The sequence below is a fragment of the Clostridium sardiniense genome (genome assembly GCF_050584765.1).
Taxonomy (GTDB): domain Bacteria; phylum Bacillota; class Clostridia; order Clostridiales; family Clostridiaceae; genus Clostridium; species Clostridium sardiniense_A.
In genome coordinates this window covers 152,072-173,380 of the sequence record NZ_JBNOOR010000004.1, presented here as the reverse complement: position 1 = coordinate 173,380, position 21,309 = coordinate 152,072, and the positions used below count along the sequence as shown (strand labels likewise).

Below are 21,309 nucleotides of genomic sequence, written 5' to 3'. Positions count from 1 at the left end.
ATAAAATTACGCAATAAGATACAATAGTAAGCTTTATAAAATTTTACACATTACTTTATAAAAACTATAATATATTAAGTCAATATATTGTGTTGGTTTGGTAAAAACATAATATTAATATACTACATATTGTTGGAGGGGACTTTGGTGGATAGAATACAGGAGCTTTGTGCATTAGGGTTAGAATCAATTAGTGATTCTGAAACGTACACTATAGATAGATTAAAAGAAAAGTTAGATTTAATAATAAGACCTGGAATGGATCATTTGGAGATAAGAGATTCATTAATTCAGGTTTCATTAGAACTTACTACAGATATGGAGCCAGATTGGCAATATGTAGCTTCTAAGTTACATGTATATAAGCTTTACGATGAAGTAAGAAAAAATAGGGGCCTAGGGAATGAAGAGAATCCATATAATGATTTATATGGATTTATAGAAAGCTTAACAGAACAAAAGTTATACGGAGAATATATATTAGAAAATTACTCAAAAGAGGATGTATATGAATTAGAAAGAGAATTAAAACCAGAAAGAGATTTTCTATTCACATATAGCGGAATAAAATTATTAAGTGGAAGATATCTAGTTGAAAATTTCAACAGAAAAGTCTTAGAGTTACCACAGCAAATGTTTATGGGAATAGCGATGCATTTAGCTATACCTGAAAAGCCAGAGAGAAGAATATACTGGGCAAAGAGATTTTATGATGTTTTAAGTTCACTTAAAGCAACAATGGCAACTCCTACAATGGCTAATGCAAGAAAGCCTTTCTATCAACTGAGTTCATGTTTTATAGATACAGTAAATGATAGTTTAAAGGGAATATATAAATCACTTGATAACTTCTCAGAGGTATCAAAATTTGGTGGCGGAATGGGCATATATATAGGTAAGATAAGAGCACTTGGATCACCAATAAGAGGATTTAAGGGAGCTTCAGGTGGAGTAATACCATGGGTTAAATTATTTAATGATACAGCTATAGCAGTAGATCAATTAGGTGTAAGAAATGGATCAGTTGCCATATGGCTTGATGCATGGCATAAAGATATCCCAGAGTTCCTTCAAGTAAGGACAAACAATGGGGATGATAGAAAGAAAGCTCATGATGTATTCCCAGGGTTATGCTATCCAAATCTTTTCTGGAAGATGGCAGAAGAAGATATAGATGGTAACTGGTATATGATGTGCCCACATGAGATAAGACAGGTTAAAGGATATTCATTAGAAGATTTCTACGGGGATGAATGGGAAAAAAGATATTATGACTGCGTAAATGATGAAAGAATTGATAAGCGTGTTATGAAAATAAAAGATATAGTACGTCTTATAATTAAGAGCGCAGCTGAAACTGGAACACCATTTGCATTTTATAGAGATGCTGCAAACAAAATGAATCCTAATAAACATACTGGAACTATATATTCATCAAATCTTTGTACAGAGATAATGCAAAATATGAGTCCTATGAATATACAAAAGTCAGAGATAATAGATGAAGATGGAGAAAAGGTTGTTGTTGAAAAGACTAAGGCTGGAGATTTTGTTGTATGTAACCTTTCATCAGTTGTTCTTGGAAATGTTGATGTTACAAGAGAAGAAGAGATTGAATATGTAGTTGAAACTCAAATAAGAGCTATGGATAATGTTATTGATTTAAATTACTATTCAGTACCATATGCAGAAGTAACTAACAAGAAGTATAGAGGTGTAGGTCTTGGAACATCTGGATATCACCATATGCTTGCAAATAATAGAGTTCACTTTACAGCAGAAGAACATAAAGAATTTGCAGATAAAGTATATGAGAATATAAACTATTATGCAATAAAAGCAAGTATGAAAATTGCAAAAGAAAAGGGAAGTTATAGTGTATTTGAAGGATCAGATTGGGAAAATGGAGATTATTTTAAGATAAGAGAGTATAACTCAGATAGATGGAATGAACTTCAAGCTGAAGTTAAAAAGTATGGAATGAGAAACGGATATCTTATGGCAATTGCACCAAATGGATCAACTGCAACTCTAGCTGGAACTTCAGAAGGGGTAGACCCTGTAATATCAAGATTCTGGCTTGAAGAAAAGAAGGGAAGTATAGTTCCAAAGACTGCTCCTAATCTTTCAGAAGAAACATATTGGTATTATAATTCTGCTTATAATATAGACCAAGAATGGTGTATAAAGATGAATGGAGTAAGACAGAGACATATTGATCAAGGTCAATCATTCAATCTTTATATAACAACAAATTATACAATGAGAGCAATAATGAATCTTTATATAGAAGCATGCAAATCAGGTGTAAAATCAATATATTATGTTAGAAGTAAATCACTTGAAGTTGGTGATTGTGAGAGCTGTTCTGCTTAGAATTTGGGAGGTATTACTACATGTTTGATATAAATAAAAAACCACTTTTTAATGAGTTTGGAGATACAGAAACTTCAAAAAAAAGAATGATAAATGGGAATACTACAAATCTTAATGATTTTAATAATATGAAGTATACTTGGGTATCAGATTGGTACAGACAAGGTATGAATAATTTCTGGATACCAGAAGAAATAAATTTAGCACAAGACTTAAAGGATTATAAGAAATTAACGGAAGAAGAAAGAACAGCTTACGATAAGATTCTTTCATTCTTAATATTCTTAGATTCAATACAAACTGCTAATCTTGGGAATATAAACAATTATATAACAGCAAGTGAAGTTAATCTTTGCTTAACAATACAAGCATTCCAAGAAGCTGTTCATTCACAAAGTTATAGTTATATGCTAGATACAATATGTTCACCAGAGAAAAGAAACGAAATTCTTTATCAATGGAAGGATGACAAAATACTTCTTGAAAGAAATAAGTTTATAGGTGATCAATATAATACATTTGTAAATGAGCCAACAAGACATAACTTAATGAAAACAATAATGGCTAATTATATACTAGAAGGAATCTACTTCTATTCAGGATTTATGTTCTTCTATAACTTAGAGAGAAATGGTAAGATGCCAGGTTCAGCACAAGAAATAAGATATATAAATAGAGATGAAAATACTCATCTTTGGTTATTTAGAAGTATAATAAGAGAACTTCAAAAAGAAGAACCTGAAATGTTTACTGAAGAGCTAAAGACTGAATTAATAGAAATGATGAAAACTGGAGTAGAAAACGAAATTGCATGGGGCCACTATGTAATAGGCGATAGTATACAAGGAATAAATAAAAAACTTATTGAAGATTATATAAAGTACTTAGGTAATATGAGATTAAAAGCTATAGGACTAGATCCTTTATATGACGGATATGATACTAATCCAGCGGAATGGGTTGATAGACAAGCGAATGCAAATTCAGTTAAGACAGACTTCTTTGAAGCTAAATCAACTGCATATGCAAAAGCAGCAACATTAATAGATGATTTATAAGAATTAAGAGAACTATCTCAAAATAGTTTCTTTATAGAAATATAAATAAGTAAAATACACATAATAGTTAAGCTTATTATGTGTATTTTTTTATTAAAGCAAAGTATTTTTTATTATAAAGATGTACTTATTATATATATCGTGTAAAAAGTATATGTAAATAGATACTCTTATTTCAAAACAGTGAAATTACAATTTTAAAATGATAAAATTATTAAAATGAAAAATATATCATTTATAAAAAGGAGTAAGAGAATATGAGTCAATTAAATTATAGGGAGACTTTAAGCAAAGAATTTAAAAGTTATAAAGGTGGACTTAGAGCATATAGAGATTATATTGTAAGTGATAATAGTGTGGAAGTGTATTTCTCATCAATTAAGCTGGAGATAATCTATTTTAATGATTCTATAGTAAAGGTTTTCTTAGGGGAGAAAAATGAGAAATCAATAGAAACTAATGCAGTTATACTAAACTCCAATAATACTAGTATTAACTTAGATGTAGAAGAAGTGGGAAATGATATTGTAATAAAGGGTAGAAGGATAGTTACTATAATAAATAAATTAACTAGTGAAGTTAGATTTGAAGATATAGAAGGAAATGTTGTTTGTGAGGATTTTGAGCCTTCTTTTAAAGATGATGAAGGAACTATATATATATCAAAGATAAATGATTGTCATGCCTACTATGGACTCGGAGAAAAAGGTGGAGATTTAAATAAGAAGGGAAGCTATACAGAAAATTATAATACAGATGATCCTGAAACTGATGATAATTCAACAATGTATTATAAGACAATACCTTTTTACGTTGGCTTAAAGGAAGAGAGCTGTTATGGATTATTCTTTGATAATAGTTTTAGAAGCTTCTTTGATATGGGAAAGCAATATGGAGATAGAATATTCTTTGGAGCAAATGGTGGACAAATTCAATATTACTTTATCTTAGGTGATGATATAAAGGAAGTTGTACAAGAGTATTCAAACTTGACAGGGAAAATGGAAATGCCTCCGCTATGGAGTCTTGGATATCAGCAAAATAGATTTAGTTATTTCACTCAAGAGGAAGTTGATGAACTAGTAAAGACCTTTGAAGAAAAGGAGATACCACTAGATGTAGTTTATTTAGATATAGATTATATGGATGGCTTTAGGGTAATGACATTTAAAACACCACATTTTGATGATGCGGCTGGACTTATAAATAGACTAAAAGAAAAAGGAATAAAGACTATAACAATATTAGATCCAGGAGTTAAGGTAGATGAAGATTACGAAGTATATAAAAGAGGAAAAGAATTAGGGCACTTTACTAAAAAGTTAGATGGTGAGGTATTTGTTGGTGCAGTATGGCCAGGGGATAGTGCTTTTCCTGATTTCTCTAATGAGGAATGTAGAAAGTGGTGGAAATCAGAGTTAAAGTCATTTATATCTAAATATAATATAGATGGTATATGGAATGATATGAATGAGCCTTGTGTATTCAATAATGATCATAAGACTATGTTAGAGTCATGTATTCATAACAGTGATTATGGCACAATTGAACATAAAGGATTCCATAATAGATATGGACTTGAAATGAGTAGATGTTCTCATGAGGCACAAAAGGAATTAGATAAAAATAAAAGAGAATTCTCAATGACAAGAGCAACATATGCAGGTGGGCAAAGATATTCTTCAGTATGGACAGGAGATAATATGAGTCTTTGGAGTCAAATGAGAATGTCTATATCAATGAATGCTAATTTAGGTATAAGTGGATTCTCATTTGTAGGAAATGATGTAGGTGGATTTGGATTAGATGTAACAGAAGAGCTATTTATAAGATGGATGCAACTTGGAACATTCTTGCCTATATTTAGAAATCACTCAAATATGTATACAAGAAGACAAGAACCTTGGGCATTTGGAGAAAAAACAGAAGATATATCAAAGGCTGCAATAAAGCTGAGATATGAATTATTACCATATATATATGATTTGTTCTATGAATCACATAATAGTGGACTACCTGTATTTAGACCACTAGTTATGGAATTTCCAAAGGATAAGAATGTTCAAAACATGAAAGAAGAATTTATGCTTGGAGATAAAATGTTAATTGCTCCAGTACTTTGCGAAGGCGAAAGAAGTAAGGTCGTATACTTACCAGAGGGAAATTGGTACAACTATCATACAAATAAAAAATATGAAGGAAATAAAAGATACAAATTAGATTGTGAATTAGAAGATATATTAGTGTTTGTAAAAGAAGGAAGTATAATACCTACTTACACAGAGAGCTACATGAATGTAGAGAATAGACCAGATAAGGTTACATTTAAAGTATATGGCGAAGAAGCTAGTACATTACATTACTTTGATGATGGAAACACTATGGAATATAAAGAAGGCAAATATAATTTATCTAAAGTAAAATGCAGCAAAGAATGTACAAGTATAGACTATATACATCACAGTATAGAAGAAGAGGAAGTTGGGTTTATTTTTATAAAATAATATAGAAAATAAGGAGAAGCTATGAGAAATAATTTTATGACCTTTAACTTAAAGTATGATTTTATAGATGATGGAACAAATGATTGGGAGATTAGGTTAAAAAGGATAAGTAAAATAATAAAAGATAATAATCCTCTATGTATCGGAACTCAAGAAGGGCTTATTCATATGCTTAATGATATGAGTAATGAATTAGAAGAATATTCTTTTGTTGGAGAAGGTCGTGATGGCTTTGATAAAGGAGAATATAGTGCAATATTTTATAAAAAAGATGAATTAGAACTAATTAAATGGAAGCAATTTTGGTTATCTGAAACACCATTAGTAAAAGGAAGTAAAAGCTTTAATAGTGCATGCACAAGAATTTGTACATGGGCAAAATTTAAGGAAAAGAAATCGGGAAAAGAATTTATAATTTATAATACTCACCTAGACCATGAAAGTAAACTAGCTAGAGAGGAGGGAATAAAAATAATATTACATTTTGCTAGATTAGAATTTAAATCTAGTAAAGTACCATTTATTATAATGGGAGATTTTAATTGTTATTTAGGTGATGAAGTTTTTGATATTATAAAGGAGTTTAAGATAGGTGATTCTTACTTAAGAAATGTCTATGATGAAGTAAGCCATAGTATAAAAGGTACTTTCCATGATTTTAAAGGAGGGTATGATGGCGGAATAATAGACTTTATACTAATAGCGAGTGGGATCACTTGTAACAAATTATATATAGATGATAGAACAATATATAATGGATACCCATCAGATCATTATCCGGTAATTGCAGAGCTTGAGATAAATTAAAAGGATAGGATTATAAAATTTATAGCTAGAAATATAATTTAGCTCATTATTAAGATAATAAATCTATGTAATTTAAAATAGTAAGTGTAATTTATGGAAAGTTTAATTTGAATATGAAAAGGCGAAATAAAATATATAAAAAGAAAAATTGAATTTATAAAATAATTTGAAGTGAGGAATATATATGAAGCCAGTAAACTTAAATAGAAAATGGGAAGTATTACTTATACATCATTCACATACAGATATAGGATACACACAAAGCCAAGAAACTATAGAGTTATATCATATAAATTTTATTAAACAAGCTATTGAGATAAGTGAAGAGTTAAGGAAAGTAGGAAAAGAAGGGGAGTTCATTTGGACATGCGAAAGCTTTTGGGGTGTTGAGAGCTTCTTAAAATATGTAGATAATGAATGGAAGCATCGTTTTGAAACTTGTGTTAAAAATGGTGGGATAGAAATTACAGGTAACTATCTGAATTTTAATGAGCTTATAGATTACGATAATTTGAAAAATCAAATCTTAAAAGGAGTTAATTACTGTAAGAGCATAGGCAGAGATATAAATAGCGCAATGACGGCTGATATTAATGGATATAGCTGGGGGTATTCAGATGCACTATATGATTGTGGAATAAAAAATTTATTTTCTTGTGTTCATACACATCATGGAATGTATCCACTATTTAAAAAACAAACTCCATTTTATTGGGAAACTCCAAAAGGAAATAGGATATTAGTATGGAATGGAGAGCATTATCATTTTGGAAATGAATTTGGAATAGTAGGTACTGCTACAGGCTCATATATAAACAAGGATGAATTAGGAGCAACATTTACTAGGGATAAATTAAAAGAGTATGGAACAATTAGAATGTTTAGATATTTAAAAGGCCTTGAAAAGCAAGATTATGAATATAATTTTGTTCCAATTACTATTCATGGATTACCAACGGACAATGGTTCTCCTAATACAGAAGTATTAGAATTTATTAATTGGTGGAATGAAGAGTTTGGAGAAGAAGTAACTGTAAAGATGACAACATTAGATGATTTCTTTAAAAATTTAGAAAAAACTAATGTTACGATACCTACCTATAAAGGGGATTGGCCAGATTGGTGGGCATTTGGGGTAGGAAGTACTCCAAATGTAAATAAAATATTTAAAGAATCACAAAGATTATTAAAAACTACTAAATTATTAGATGAAGATTTAAGTTTAAGTAATAAAGAACTTGTAAATAGGTGTGAGGATATGCTAGCGCTTTATGCAGAGCATACTTGGGGACATTCTTCATCAATAACAAATCCATGGAACAGCTTTGTAAATCTTCTAGATTATAAAAATGCATCATATGCTATAAATGCTCATGAAGCTGCAATAAGAAATTATAACTTTATATTAGAAAATAAGGGAATGAGTAGTTTAAAGCCTAATAGAGAACCAAAATTTAAAATAATTAATCCTCATAATATAAAATTAACTGAGTGTGTTAAGCTATCATTAGATTATTGGGAAACATCAGATTTAGAAGAGATTATAGAGGATGATTTAGGTAATAAATACTTAACTCAAAGTGAGCAACATCCAAGAGGAAAGTACATTAATTTTACAATTACCTTAAACCCTAAAGAAGAGAGAACTTTAGTAATTAAAAGGTTAGAGAATAAGGATCCATATGTAAAAATAAAAAATGAGCATATGTGTTGTCAAGGAATAGATGATATATATGTTTACGGAGAAGAGACTAATATTAAAAAGTATGGTCAAATTTATGAAAATAATCATTTAAAAATAGAGTGGAATTACGATAGAGGGATAATAAGTTGGTTTGATAAGATAAACAATGTAGAGCTAATAGATAGTAATGCAAAAACAGGAGCATTCATGCCTATATATGAATTAACTAAGGGTGAAGGACAAACTACAGAGGCTCAATATAAAGTTAGACAAGTATTGGGACGTAACATGAGAGGAAAGAATGCAAAAGTTTATTATCCAACTATAGAATCAATAGAAGTAACTGAAGTTGGGAAAATATTTGGTAAAATACATTTGAAATTAAGCCTTAAAGGAACAAGCTTATTAGAAGTAATAATTAAAGTTTACAATGATAATAAGAGAGCAGATATAAATGTAATAGTTAATAAAGATAGTGTATGGGATCCAGAAAGTTTATACATTGCAATGCCTTTTGCATTTAATAATAAAAAAATGGATTTATATTGTGAAAAAACTGGCTGTACAATACAAGCAAGAAAAGATCAATTACCTGGAACTAATTGTGATTTTTATTTAGTACAAGATGGAATTGCTTTAAAGGAGAATAATTATGGAGTTAGTATATCAATGCCAGACACATCATTAATATATACATCAAAGCTTCAATATGAGAACTCTAAAAAATTATTTCATGAAGAATATACAAAGCATAATGAGTATGAGTTATATTCATGGGTTATGAATAATATTTGGGAAACTAACTTTAAAGCATCTTTAGGGGGATTTATAGAATTAAATTATTCTATGAGTTGGTCAGGTAGTGTTTTAAATATTGAAGAATTAATAGAAAAAAATAAAAGTATAAATATAGGATTTATAAATTATAGAATTGATTAATTAAATAAAATTATGCATTATTTCGTTATAATTAATTTGAGTATTAGTTAATTTATTAAATGCAAAAGAATTATATAATTCTTTTTATATTTAATATTATTTAAAAATGCATAATTAGACAATTACCAATATTAGAACTATACTGATATTGGTAATTTTTCTTTTGAAAAGGCTTTTTACCTATATTTTCTATAATAAATTATTTTACAATAGAGGGGTGTATACAAATGATTAAATTTGAAAAGTTATTTGATAGTATTAGTACCGCTATAGAAGTTAGTGCCGAAAAGGGTGATGTTATAAAAGTTGCCTCAGATTCTATGATTTCCATGACTGATACTTTTGATGTTAAAATAACTTCGGGTTGTATGAATAAATTTTTTAGTAAATTTTTTGCTGGAGAGCCTATTGTACTAGTTGATTATCATGCTTTAAGTGATGGGAAGCTTGTTTTATCACAAAGGTTTTTAGGTGATATTGAATTTTTAAATATGGATGGAAACAGTAACTACGCACTTAGTAAAAGAGCATTTTTAGCATCAACAGAAAATATAAATCTAGAAGTTAAAAAAGAAGGAAGAGAAGGGATCACAGAAGGCGATGGCATTTTTGTAGTGGAAGCTAGTGGTAAGGGTACAATAGCTATTTGTGCTACTGGAAAAATAATAAAAAAACAATTAAAAGAAGGCGAAAGTCTAATAATAGATCAGAATCATGTAGTTTTAAAAGAAAGTAATATAAAACATTCAATAAGAAAATTTGGAGATGAAAAGATATCCATTGAAAGCGGAGAAGGAAATATAATGAAATTTTTTGGACCAGGTTTAGTTTGGTACCAAACTAAAAATCCAAGTTATTTTATAAATAATTCAATAAATTAATTTAATTATTTATAAAATAAAGAAAAGATAGATATAAGTTTTATATCTATCTTTTCTCATTATAATAATAATTAAGGATTCAAATAGTATTACAATTTAATATTTTTCATAATAATTGTTTCGTATATAAAATGTGCAAATAAAGAATTTGACCAAGCAAACCAATCTCTAGTAAATTGCTTCGAATCATTACAATAGAATCCTTCATGCATAAAGCCTGTACCAGCATCAGTTGAAGTTAAAGTTTTTATTAAGTCTTTAATTTCATCTGTATTATTAGTAGTAAGTCCTTGCATTGAAAGTGCTATATGCCATATATACTCAGGTGGAGTATGAGGGCTTCCTATACCACAAGCTTCAGTTCCGGCGTAGTAGAATGGATTGTTTTTGCTTAGTATAAATCTTCTTGTATTTTGATATATTTCATCGTCAATTCCTCTAAACTCAAGATAAGGTATTGATAGAAGACTAGGAACATTTGCATCATCCATAAAGTTATGATTTCCAAGTCCATCTACTTCATAAGCATATATATCGCCAAATTCTTCATCATGAACTATACCAAACTTTTCTATGCCAGATTCTATTTCTGATCTTAGACTACTTGCTTTTTCTTTAAGTTCATTATCTTTATATATAGTTTCAGCAATTTCTTCAATATAACCTAAAGCTACACTTGCAAACATATTAGCAGGAACTAAGTATCCATATTGACAAGCATCATCACTAGGTCTAAATCCTGACCAAGTCATACCTGTAAATCCTACTGGATTTCCAAGACCATCATTACATAAAGTATCTGTAGGTGAACAGTTTAATCTTTGGAAAGAGTAATCTGACTTTTCAAAGTGATGTTGTTCTGTTCTCCATAAATCAATTATTATATTAAATACATTTCTTATTTCTTCATCAAAGAAAGATGTATCGCCAGTTTCTTTAAAGTATTTATACATTAAACGTATAGGATAACAAAGAGAATCTATCTCATATTTTCTTTCCCATACCCAAGGGCTATCTTTAGTTATATCATTGTCCCACTTTTGTCCATTAGCTTCTTTATTAAAAGCATTAGCATAAGGATCTATTAAAATACATTTCATTTGTCTTTTAATAAGACCAGTAAATATATCTTTTAAGCATTCATTCTCTTTAACAAATGGTAAATAGTGTTCTATCTGTGATGTTGAATCTCTAAGCCACATAGCTGGTATATCACCTGTTATTACAAAGGTATCATTTTCTGATACGTCAACAGTAGTTTCTATTGTGTTTATAAAACAGTTATAAAATAAAGCTTTTAAATTTTCATCAGATATTTTATTTGATAAGTCAGCTCCTATTTCTCGTACAGTATTTTTAATAATATCTAGTTTATTAATTGTAATAGTGTTCATAAAATTTCCTCCAAAATATTTATAATTAAGAATTATTTTTTGATGCTTGTTCAAGTTCTAGTAATAGTGCTTTATTTGTAAATACAAGTGAGAAAGCAAGTAAACTAGCTATAAATAGTACCATTGTTCCAGGTGCAACCTCAAAAACTACAAGTGAAACAATTAGAATTAATAAGTTAGTTATAGTTATTATTGGTCTTGTAAAAGTCAATATAAAAGAAGTCTTTAAAAGATCGAAATTCTTCATTGAGAATCTACTCATTAATATATATAAATGTGGTGTTACCGCAGCAATAAGTATAAGTAGTGCTACAAATAAACAAGTCAAAATCAAATTATAATTAACTGTAGAGAAGAACTTAACATTAGAATATAAGGCTAATATTATAAGAAGTTCTGGAATCCACATTGATAAAGCTTGAAGGAAATTTAATTTAACTCCTTTAATGAAATCTTTAACTATATCTAAACTTTTAGTACGTATAAGCTTTCCCATGCAATATAAAAGTACAGTGAAAGCAGGTACTGTAGGAATTAAACATACTAAGAATAGTGGAAAGTATGTGAAAACATTACTTATACCAACAAATAAAAAGAACAAAATAACCGGAATATTAAATATCATAAAGAAGATATTTAACAAAAAGAACCAAAAAATATAATTGAAGGTATCGAATATTTTGTCTAAATTAAAAATTTCTTGCATAATGAACTCTCCTTTGAAAATGTTTACTTTTGATAGCTATAGTATAATTTAATCAATGAGTAGATTCAATTTATTATGTATTTTTTATACAAAAAACTAGAAAAAATACACTAAAAATATAATATATTACATAAAAAAATCTTTTAATGAAATAATTATTATGGTTAAATATAGTTATGGGTAAGTAAAATTTAGGGGTGTTAAATATGCGTGCCAGAAAATCAATGATATATAAAAGATTATTTATTGTTTATATATCTGTAATACTTCTTTTAATAACAGCATTAGATATCTACTTTATTAATAGGGTACATAAAGAGAATATTGATAACAATGTATATGTAAATGAGAAGGTTGCCTATGATGTAAACGATGTCCTAAATGAAATAACAAATTCTAGCAACTCAATAATTGAAACTATGTATAATGATTCTTATGTAGTAGATGATATAATACATTTTTTAAATACAGATAGTGTTACATATCTGAAAAATAAACTAAATAAATTTTCTGAAAGTAATGAATACTTCTATAGGGGAGTAGAACATTTTACTAGAAACTCATATATTTCAAATAATAGCTTAATAGATATATCATTTATTGGCTATGATAGAATGGAAACTAGATCATTTAATAGAACTAATCAAATAGCAGTCAAAAAAATAAACAAATCATATGTATTTAACAATAATAACTTTTCTAATGTTATATGTGAAAAAAACACTGTAAGCTTTGTTAAAGAAATTAGAAATCCAACTAGCTTAAAAAGTGAAGGTCTTATAGTGCTTACATATGATTTAAATAATATTTCAAATATTGTAAAAAAATATAATGACGAATATGAAGTTATGGTTTTAGATGAAAATGAATTCGTGGTTTATGATTCTAATAAAGACTTTGAGTATAAGTATTATGATGATTTTCCAAAGTTAGAAAATGGACAAGATATAGTAAAGTTAGATAATCAAGAGTACTATGTTTATAAAATAACTAGTAAATCTAATTTAACAACAGTAGCTAAGTTCAATAAAAATAGCATACGTAGTTTACCAAAAGGATTTTTAAATTCTTTGATAGCTGTAGATATAATATTATTTATAATAGCTTTAGGGATTCTAATTATTAAGCTTAAAAAATTTAGTGATAGAACAGATAATATATTAATTGCTATGGAAAAAGTTAAAAATGGTGATTTAAATGTTTCAATACCTATAGATGAGAAAAAAGATGAGAATGATGAGATTAGATATATATCAGAAAACTTTAATGATATGTGCAGAGATTTAAATAAATATATTGAAAAGAGTTATTTAGCAGAATTAGATCAAAAGAAAGCAGAAATGATAGCACTTCAAAATCAGATAAATCCACATTTTTTATACAATACATTAGAGTGTATAAGAATGACTGCTATTTGTAATGGGGACAAAGAAGTAGGTAAAATGTTATATACATTAGCATTTTTATTTAGAAAGCAAGTTAAGGATAAAGATGTAATAACTATAGGCGATGAACTGGAATATTGCACTAAATATATAGAAATATTTAAGTTTAGATATGATGAGAAGTTTAATTTTAAGATTAATTGTGATGAGAGCTTATTAGATAAAGAAATAATAAAATTCACGTTACAACCTATAATTGAGAATTATTTTGTTCATGGTATAAGACTTGATGATTTTGATAATTACCTAGAGATAAATATAATAAAAGATGGAACAGATATAATAATAATGGTTAAAGACAATGGTAATGGGACAACTAAAGAAAAGATAAATAGTATAAATAATAGTCTGAAAAATAGGGATTATGAAGGAAAATCCATAGGTATTACTAATGCTCATGAGAGAATTGTAATTGCATATGGTGATGATTATGGTATTGGATTAGAACTAAATGATGATAGGGGAGTAATGGTTGTTATAAAACTTCCATGTAGAGAGGGGTAATTTTATGTATAAAGTTATGTTGGTCGATGACGAAAAGCTTATTACGCAAGGATTATTAAATTTAGTTGAATGGGAAAATTTAAATTTAGAAGTTGTAGATACAGCCCAGAATGGGGAAGAGGCTCTTGAAAAGTTTAAAGAAAGTCCTGTCAATATAGTGGTAACAGATATAAATATGCCAAAAATGAGTGGGCTTGATTTAATAAAAGAGATTAAAGCTATAGATGAAAGTGTTAATTTTATAATATTAAGTGGATATGATGAATTTTCATATGCAAAAAAAGCAATAGCATATGGAGTTGAAAGTTATATACTAAAACCTATTAACGAAGAAGAACTTGAAGAATCTTTAATAAATATAGTAAAGTCTATTGAGTTAGAGAAGAAAAATAAAAATAATATATTAGATAAAAATAGAAAGCTAATTGAATTTATAAATGGGAAAATAAATAAAGAAGAGATATATAAAATAAAAGAAGATATAAACTTAGATTTTAATGAAAAATATTATACAGTAGCAACAATAACCATAAGTAGACGAAATGAAGATGGTAAGTATATAAATATAGATGAAGCCATAGAAGAAAATACACTTGGAAATTATGAAATAATTCATAAATTTGATGGTCAAACTATATTAGTTAATCAATGGAATGAAGGATGTAGTAGAGAAGAAATTATAGAATATTACAATCGTATAAAAGATAAATTAATAGATACTCTAAATGTAGATGTATTTATTGCAATAGGTGATACAGTAGATTCTATAGATAAACTAAAAGACAGTTACAGAGTAGCATGTATATTTAAAAAATACATGCTTACAGAAGGAACTAACATGTGCTTGTACAAAGAGAAAGTTTCTGATATAGAAGAATATAGAATGAATTTTTCATCAGAAATAGACAAGCTAAATAAGCTTATAATAGAAAAGAATATAAATAAAACTAAGGATTATTTAACAGAAATATTTGATAATAGTAAATTAACTCCGAGAAATATATATGATTTATCAGTAAAAATAATAATACTTCTTGATAATATTTCTGATGAGTTTAAGTTAGATAAAAAGTATGTAAGAGATAGCTTAAGTTCAACTATAGTAGAATTATGTAATGAAAGTACAAGAGATAGTGTAAAAGCATTTATAATTAGTGAAGTTGAAGAAGTTATAAATGCTATGTGCTCAAATACTATAAAGTATAGTCCTATAGTACAACAAATTATAAATAATATAAATGATAGATATTATGAAGAGTTGAGCTTAAAGACACTTGCTCAACAATATAATATAAATAGTTCATACCTTGGAAGAATATTCTCTAAGGAAGTTGGAATATCATTTTCAGAGTATCTAAATAAGACAAAGAATATCAAAGCTAAAGATCTTATATTAGAAACTAATATGAAAATAAATGATATTGCTAAGGCTATAGGATATACAGATACTAGTTATTTCTATAGAAAGTTTAAAAAATATTATGGAGTTTGTCCATCAACATTGAGAGAAATGAAGAATTATTAATAGAGAAAATTAATCCTCTAATTGATCTAAATTATAAAATTATGGTCAATTAGGGGATCTTTTTATGCAATAAAATTAGTTGAAAATAGATAAATCTAATTTCTACACTAAATCTAGATTATTTCAACTTTAAAGGTAAATATTAAATATGATATATTTTAAGTAACTTAGGGAACGTTTACAAGAACGGAAGGGAGAGGGGTAAATGTCTAAAGTAGGAAATCTAGAAAAAATAGAAGAAAAACAAAAAATAGACAAAGTAAATAAAGTAGAAAAAACACATAAGGTAGACGAAGTAAAAAAAGTAGAAAAAATAGAAAAAGTAAATAAAGTTGAAGAGGTAAAAAAGGTAGACAAGTTAGCTAAAAAGAAAAAAGAATCAATGTTTAAAAAATTAAAGGCTAATAAAGAATTATTACTTTTAACTGTACCAGGAAGTATATGGTTTTTAGTATTTGCATACTTACCTATGTTTGGAATTATAATAGCCTTTAAGGATTGGAAAATACATGGTGGATTCCTTGAAAGTCTATTTAAGAGTGAATGGGTTGGACTTAAAAACTTCGAGTTCCTGTTCCAAAGTAGTGATGCCTGGTTAATAACAAGAAATACAGTCTTGTATAATTTGGTGTTTATAATCCTTGGAATAGTTCTTCCAGTAACTTTTGCAATACTTTTAAAAGAACTTTTAAATAAGAAATTATCAAAGTTCTATCAAAGTTCAATGTTTTTACCATATTTCTTATCATGGGTTATAGTAAGTTACTGTTTATTCGCATTCTTAAGCCCAGAAAAAGGATATGTAAATGGAATTTTAAATATGCTTGGAATGGATAGTGTATCTTGGTATACAGAACCTAGATATTGGACATTCATAATAATTTTCATGAGTCAATGGAAAGGTGTAGGTTATGGAACAGTTGTTTATCTAGCATCAATATGTGGTATAGATAAATCATACTTTGAAGCAGCAATGATAGATGGAGCTAGCAAGTGGCAACAAATAAAATATATTACACTTCCATTATTAAAACCAGTATTAATTATCATGTTTATAACAGCAGTTGGAGGAATGTTTAGAGCTGACTTTGGATTATTCTATCAATTACCAAAGAATTCAGGTGCATTATACTCAGTAACAAATGTTATAGATACTTATGTTTATAGAGGACTTACTAACCTTGGAAATATAGGAATGAGTTCAGCAGCAGCATTATATCAATCATTTGTAGGATTAATATTAATATTAGTTACAAATGGAATCGTTAGAAAAGTAGATAACGAAAATGCATTCTTCTAGGAGAAAAGGTGGTGTAGATTATGATAGATAAGATAAAAAATAAAATATTCAGTAAAGATAAAGAAGAAGTAGATGGAGTAAATAAGTTTAACTCTATATCAAAACCTACAAATATTGCGTTTAATATATTCTTTGCTATATTAGCGGCACTTTGTATAATACCATTTATATTCGTTGTAATTATATCATTTACTAGTGAACAATCACTTCAAATGAACGGATATAGATTTTGGCCAGAAGAGTGGAGTTTAGAAGCATATAAATTCATATTCTCAGGCGGAGAAATAATGAGATCATATGGAATAACTATATTTATAACTATAGCTGGTACATTATTAGGGCTTGTAATTATGACAACTTATGCATATGCACTATCAAGAAAAAACTTTGCATATAAAAAGTTCTTTACAAAACTAATATTTATACCAATGTTATTCTCAGGTGGTATGGTTGCATCATATATGGTTGTAACACAGTTCTTAGGACTTAAGAACAACTTACTTGCATTGATACTTCCCATATGTGTAAGTTCATTCCACATTATAATACTTAGAACATTCTTTAAGACAACAGTACCAGATGCAGTTGTAGAATCAGCTAAAATAGACGGTGCATCAGAATGGAAATTATTCTTAAAGATAGTTCTTCCAATATCACTTCCAGCAATAGCAACTATAGCATTATTTTTAACACTTGGATTCTGGAATGATTGGTTTAACGCAATGCTTTATATTGATAAAAATAGTTTAGTGCCATTACAGTACTTACTTATTAGATTGGAAACCTCAATGGAATTCTTGGCAAATAACTCGGCTGCCCTTGGAACAAATGCAGTAGAAGCTGCTGCAAGTATGCCAAAGGATACAGCGAAGATGGCGATAGTTGTTATAACTACACTTCCTATAATATTTGCATATCCATTCTTCCAAAAGTATTTCGTAAGTGGACTTACAGTTGGAGCAGTAAAAGAGTAAAAACTAAATTAATAAATATAAATTAATCATAAAAAACAATAGAGTATAGAAGTTAGAGAGGGATATATTATGTATTATTTATTAGAAAGAATTGATAAAATTTGTGGAGAAATTTCAAAGCACGTATATAGAGATCAAATTAATCTTGAGAACTATATGTATATAGATGGAAACTATCATAATATTGATTTAATAAAAGAAGCTCCAGAAGATGGCTGGAGAGAATTTAAAACAGGAGATCTATGGGGCGGAAAAGATTGCCACGGGTGGTTTAAGTGTTCAGTTGAAGTTCCAGAAAGTTTTGCTGGACAAACTATAGCTTTAAACTTCCATACATTCGAAGAAGGTTGGGATGCAACAAATCCTCAATTTATCCTATATGTTAATGGAGAACAAATTCAAGGTGTTGATATAAATCATAGAGAAATTATATTAACTCATGATGCAGTTGCAGGTCAAAAGTATGAAATAGACTTACACGCATATGCAGGAATGCTTGCTGATAAAAAAGCTACATTACATGGTAAATTAGTAGTAATTGATATGGCTGCAAGAGAATTATACTGGAATTTAAAAGTACCAGCAGATGTTTGTAAAGAGCTAGATAAAGAAGATAAAAACAGAATAGATATGATAACAGTTTTAAATGATGCAGTTAACTTAATTGATTTAAGAAGACCAAAGACAGAATTATATGATGAGAGTGTAAAGAAGGCAAATGAATTCTTAAATGATAAGTTCTATGGAGAATTATGTGGACATGAAGATGTAATTGCAACATGTGTTGGACATACTCATATAGACGTTGCATGGCTTTGGACAGTTGCTCAAACTAGAGAAAAAGTTGCAAGAAGTTTCTCAACAGTATTAAAGCTTATGGAAGAATATCCAGAATATATATTCATGTCAAGTCAACCTCAACTATATAAATTCCTAAAGGAAGATCACCCAGGAATTTATGCAAGAGTTAAGGAAAAGATTGAAGAAGGTGTTTGGGAACCAGAAGGCGCTATGTGGCTTGAAGCTGACTGTAATGTAACATCAGGAGAATCATTAGTAAGACAAATATTACACGGAAAGAGATTCTTTAAAGAAGAATTTAATGTTGATAACAAGATATTATGGCTTCCAGATGTATTTGGATACTCAGCTGCTATTCCTCAAATTTTAAAGAAATCAGATGTTGATTACTTTATGACAACTAAGATTGCATGGAATCAATTTAATAAAATTCCAAATGATACTTTCATGTGGGAAGGAATAGATGGATCTGAAGTATTAACACACTTTATAACAACAACTGGACCAGGACAAGAAAGAGAATCACACTTTACAACTTATAATGGACATATTCAACCAGATGCAATAATGGGTTCATGGAGAAGATACCAAAATAAGAATATAAATAATGATGTTCTAGTTTCCTTTGGATGGGGAGATGGTGGTGGTGGTGCCACTCTAGAAATGCTTGAAAATGGAAGAAGACTAGCTAAAGGTATACCAGGAGCTCCAAGAGTTAAGATGGGTACATCATTAGACTACTTCAAGAGACTTGAAGAACAAGTTTCAGGAAATAAGAAATTACCAAAGTGGGTTGGAGAATTATATCTTGAATACCATAGAGGAACATATACTTCAATGGCTAGAAATAAGAGAGATAACAGAATCTGCGAAAATATGTACACAGCAGCAGAGAAGTTAAACTCAATGTCAATGTTACTTGGAAATAACTATCCATACAGAAGTATAACTGATTCATGGGAAACAGTATTATTAAATCAATTCCACGATATTATACCAGGTTCATCAATAAAGGAAGTTTATGATGTAACAGATGTTGAATACAAGGCATTAATACAAAATGGTAAAGAGTTAATAGGAGAAGGTTTATCAAATATTACTTCAAACATTAACTTAAAGGATAGAAGTGTTGTTGTATCAAATACTTTAGGATTTGAAAGAAGTGATATAGCTACATTTGATATTCCAGAAGATATAACTAATCCTGCTGTTTTAGATAATAATGGTGAAGAACTAATATGCCAAAAGATAGATGGAAACAAAGCAATATTCTTTGCAGAAAATATTCCAGCTAATGGACATAAGTCATTTAAGATAGTAGAAGCAACTAAAGTATCTAATGATATTGTAGAAGTTTCTGAAAATGGAGCAGAAAATAAATTCTTTAAGATTGAGCTTGATGATAAGGGACAAATTGTATCATTCATAAACAAAGCAGCCAACAGAGAAATCTTAAAAGATGGTGCTATAGGAAATGAAATACAAGCATTTGAAGATAAGCCAATGTGCTTTGATAACTGGGATATAGATATCTACTACAAAGAAAAAATGTGGAAGATAGATGATATTCAAAACATTGAAGTAATAGAAAGAGGACCAGTAAGAAGTACATTAAAGATAGAAAGAAAGTTCTTAGAATCAACAATAGTACAAAAGGTATATGTATACAATGATTTAGAAAGAGTTGACTTTGACACATATGTAGATTGGAAAGAAAGAGATGTAGTTGTTAAAGCAGCATTCCCAATTGATATAAATACTAAAGAAGCAACTTACGAAATTCAATATGGAAATGTTACAAGACCTACACATAACAATACTTCATGGGATGTTGCAAGCTTTGAAGTTTGTGGACATAAGTGGGCAGACTTATCAGAAGGAGACTTTGGGGTATCATTACTTAATAACTCAAAGTATGGACATGACATCAAAGATGGAAATATGAGATTAACTCTATTAAAATCATCTTGTGATCCAAATCCAGATGCAGATAAAGAAGAACACTTCTTCACATATTCAATCTACAGCCATGAAGGTGATTGGAAGAAGGCAAAAACAGCTAATGAAGCTTATAAGTTAAATACTCCGCTATATGCAAAAGTTGAAGAAGCACACAATGGAGAATTAGAAGATGAATTAAGCTTAGTTAAGGTAAATAAGGAAAACATCATGATTGAAGTTATTAAGAAGGCTGAAGATACAGACCACTTAATAGTAAGAATGTATGAGTTCCACAACAAGAGAACAAATGCTACTTTAGAGTTCTTTAAAGATATAGAAGAAATATGTGAATGTAACCTAATGGAAAGAGATTTAGAAGTGCTTAATGCAGATGAAAATAAAGTTAACTTCACAATTAAACCATTTGAAATAAAGACATTCAAATTTAAATTAAAGTAGTAGATTAAGAA

13 protein-coding genes are annotated in these 21,309 nt (G+C 28.6%); 11 read left to right on the top strand and 2 right to left on the bottom strand.

Features of this window, described 5'->3' with window-relative positions:
* The first annotated feature begins 156 nt into the window (after nucleotides 1–156).
* The 6 genes from ACQPUW_RS15575 to ACQPUW_RS15550 all read left to right on the top strand — a co-directional run bounded on the left by ACQPUW_RS15575 (nucleotide 157) and on the right by ACQPUW_RS15550 (nucleotide 10,249).
* Nucleotides 157–2,376, top strand: a complete 2,220-nt coding sequence (locus tag ACQPUW_RS15575) for a ribonucleoside-diphosphate reductase subunit alpha (protein WP_430838438.1) — start codon at nucleotides 157–159, stop codon at nucleotides 2,374–2,376.
* A 20-nt stretch (nucleotides 2,377–2,396) separates the two neighbouring features.
* Nucleotides 2,397–3,434 (top strand): ribonucleotide-diphosphate reductase subunit beta, encoded by a 1,038-nt coding sequence (locus tag ACQPUW_RS15570; RefSeq protein ID WP_430838407.1) that lies wholly within the window; start codon nucleotides 2,397–2,399, stop codon nucleotides 3,432–3,434.
* A 257-nt stretch (nucleotides 3,435–3,691) separates the two neighbouring features.
* A complete protein-coding gene (locus ACQPUW_RS15565) occupies nucleotides 3,692–5,938 on the top strand; it encodes a TIM-barrel domain-containing protein (protein WP_430838406.1) in 2,247 nt (748 codons plus the stop codon).
* A gap of 21 nt (nucleotides 5,939–5,959) precedes the next feature.
* On the top strand, nucleotides 5,960–6,745 hold the full coding sequence (locus ACQPUW_RS15560; protein ID WP_430838405.1) for an endonuclease/exonuclease/phosphatase family protein: 786 nt from the start codon (nucleotides 5,960–5,962) through the stop codon (nucleotides 6,743–6,745).
* A 184-nt stretch (nucleotides 6,746–6,929) separates the two neighbouring features.
* Nucleotides 6,930–9,368, top strand: coding sequence for a glycoside hydrolase family 38 C-terminal domain-containing protein (locus ACQPUW_RS15555; protein WP_430838404.1), 2,439 nt, complete (start codon nucleotides 6,930–6,932; stop codon nucleotides 9,366–9,368).
* A 227-nt stretch (nucleotides 9,369–9,595) separates the two neighbouring features.
* Complete coding sequence (locus ACQPUW_RS15550; protein ID WP_430838403.1) at nucleotides 9,596–10,249, top strand: AIM24 family protein; 654 nt, start codon at nucleotides 9,596–9,598, stop codon at nucleotides 10,247–10,249.
* 89 nt (nucleotides 10,250–10,338) lie between these two features.
* On the opposite strand, the gene ACQPUW_RS15545 is transcribed toward ACQPUW_RS15550, so the two are convergent.
* Both ACQPUW_RS15545 and ACQPUW_RS15540 read right to left on the bottom strand, forming a co-directional pair.
* Complete coding sequence (locus ACQPUW_RS15545; protein ID WP_430838402.1) at nucleotides 10,339–11,643, bottom strand: glycoside hydrolase family 125 protein; 1,305 nt, start codon at nucleotides 11,641–11,643, stop codon at nucleotides 10,339–10,341.
* A gap of 25 nt (nucleotides 11,644–11,668) precedes the next feature.
* Entirely contained in the window at nucleotides 11,669–12,349 is a 681-nt protein-coding gene (locus ACQPUW_RS15540) for a DUF624 domain-containing protein (protein WP_430838401.1), read from the bottom strand.
* A gap of 206 nt (nucleotides 12,350–12,555) precedes the next feature.
* On the opposite strand from ACQPUW_RS15540, the gene ACQPUW_RS15535 reads away from it, so the two are divergent.
* From ACQPUW_RS15535 to ACQPUW_RS15515, 5 genes are all read left to right on the top strand, one after another.
* Nucleotides 12,556–14,298 (top strand): sensor histidine kinase, encoded by a 1,743-nt coding sequence (locus tag ACQPUW_RS15535; RefSeq protein ID WP_430838400.1) that lies wholly within the window; start codon nucleotides 12,556–12,558, stop codon nucleotides 14,296–14,298.
* 4 nt (nucleotides 14,299–14,302) lie between these two features.
* Complete coding sequence (locus ACQPUW_RS15530) at nucleotides 14,303–15,823, top strand: response regulator (RefSeq protein WP_430838399.1); 1,521 nt, start codon at nucleotides 14,303–14,305, stop codon at nucleotides 15,821–15,823.
* Between the two features lie 382 nt (nucleotides 15,824–16,205).
* Nucleotides 16,206–17,123: an ABC transporter permease gene (locus tag ACQPUW_RS15525; protein WP_430838437.1), complete on the top strand. Its 918-nt coding sequence runs from the start codon at nucleotides 16,206–16,208 to the stop codon at nucleotides 17,121–17,123.
* A 20-nt stretch (nucleotides 17,124–17,143) separates the two neighbouring features.
* Complete coding sequence (locus tag ACQPUW_RS15520) at nucleotides 17,144–18,097, top strand: carbohydrate ABC transporter permease (RefSeq protein ID WP_430838398.1); 954 nt, start codon at nucleotides 17,144–17,146, stop codon at nucleotides 18,095–18,097.
* A gap of 69 nt (nucleotides 18,098–18,166) precedes the next feature.
* Nucleotides 18,167–21,298 (top strand): alpha-mannosidase, encoded by a 3,132-nt coding sequence (locus tag ACQPUW_RS15515; RefSeq protein ID WP_430838397.1) that lies wholly within the window; start codon nucleotides 18,167–18,169, stop codon nucleotides 21,296–21,298.
* Nucleotides 21,299–21,309: the final 11 nt, after the last annotated feature.

Bases quoted from the DNA above. Each gene is read 5' to 3' on its own strand.
- ACQPUW_RS15545 (WP_430838402.1), bottom strand. From the start codon at position 11,643: ATGAACACTATTACAATTAATAAACTAGATATTATTAAAAATACTGTA.
- ACQPUW_RS15530 (WP_430838399.1), top strand. From the start codon at position 14,303: ATGTATAAAGTTATGTTGGTCGATGACGAAAAGCTTATTACGCAAGGA.
- ACQPUW_RS15515 (WP_430838397.1), top strand. From the start codon at position 18,167: ATGTATTATTTATTAGAAAGAATTGATAAAATTTGTGGAGAAATTTCA.
- ACQPUW_RS15535 (WP_430838400.1), top strand. From the start codon at position 12,556: ATGCGTGCCAGAAAATCAATGATATATAAAAGATTATTTATTGTTTAT.
- ACQPUW_RS15570 (WP_430838407.1), top strand. From the start codon at position 2,397: ATGTTTGATATAAATAAAAAACCACTTTTTAATGAGTTTGGAGATACA.
- ACQPUW_RS15565 (WP_430838406.1), top strand. From the start codon at position 3,692: ATGAGTCAATTAAATTATAGGGAGACTTTAAGCAAAGAATTTAAAAGT.
- ACQPUW_RS15525 (WP_430838437.1), top strand. From the start codon at position 16,206: ATGTTTAAAAAATTAAAGGCTAATAAAGAATTATTACTTTTAACTGTA.
- ACQPUW_RS15520 (WP_430838398.1), top strand. From the start codon at position 17,144: ATGATAGATAAGATAAAAAATAAAATATTCAGTAAAGATAAAGAAGAA.
- ACQPUW_RS15560 (WP_430838405.1), top strand. From the start codon at position 5,960: ATGAGAAATAATTTTATGACCTTTAACTTAAAGTATGATTTTATAGAT.
- ACQPUW_RS15550 (WP_430838403.1), top strand. From the start codon at position 9,596: ATGATTAAATTTGAAAAGTTATTTGATAGTATTAGTACCGCTATAGAA.
- ACQPUW_RS15540 (WP_430838401.1), bottom strand. From the start codon at position 12,349: ATGCAAGAAATTTTTAATTTAGACAAAATATTCGATACCTTCAATTAT.
- ACQPUW_RS15555 (WP_430838404.1), top strand. From the start codon at position 6,930: ATGAAGCCAGTAAACTTAAATAGAAAATGGGAAGTATTACTTATACAT.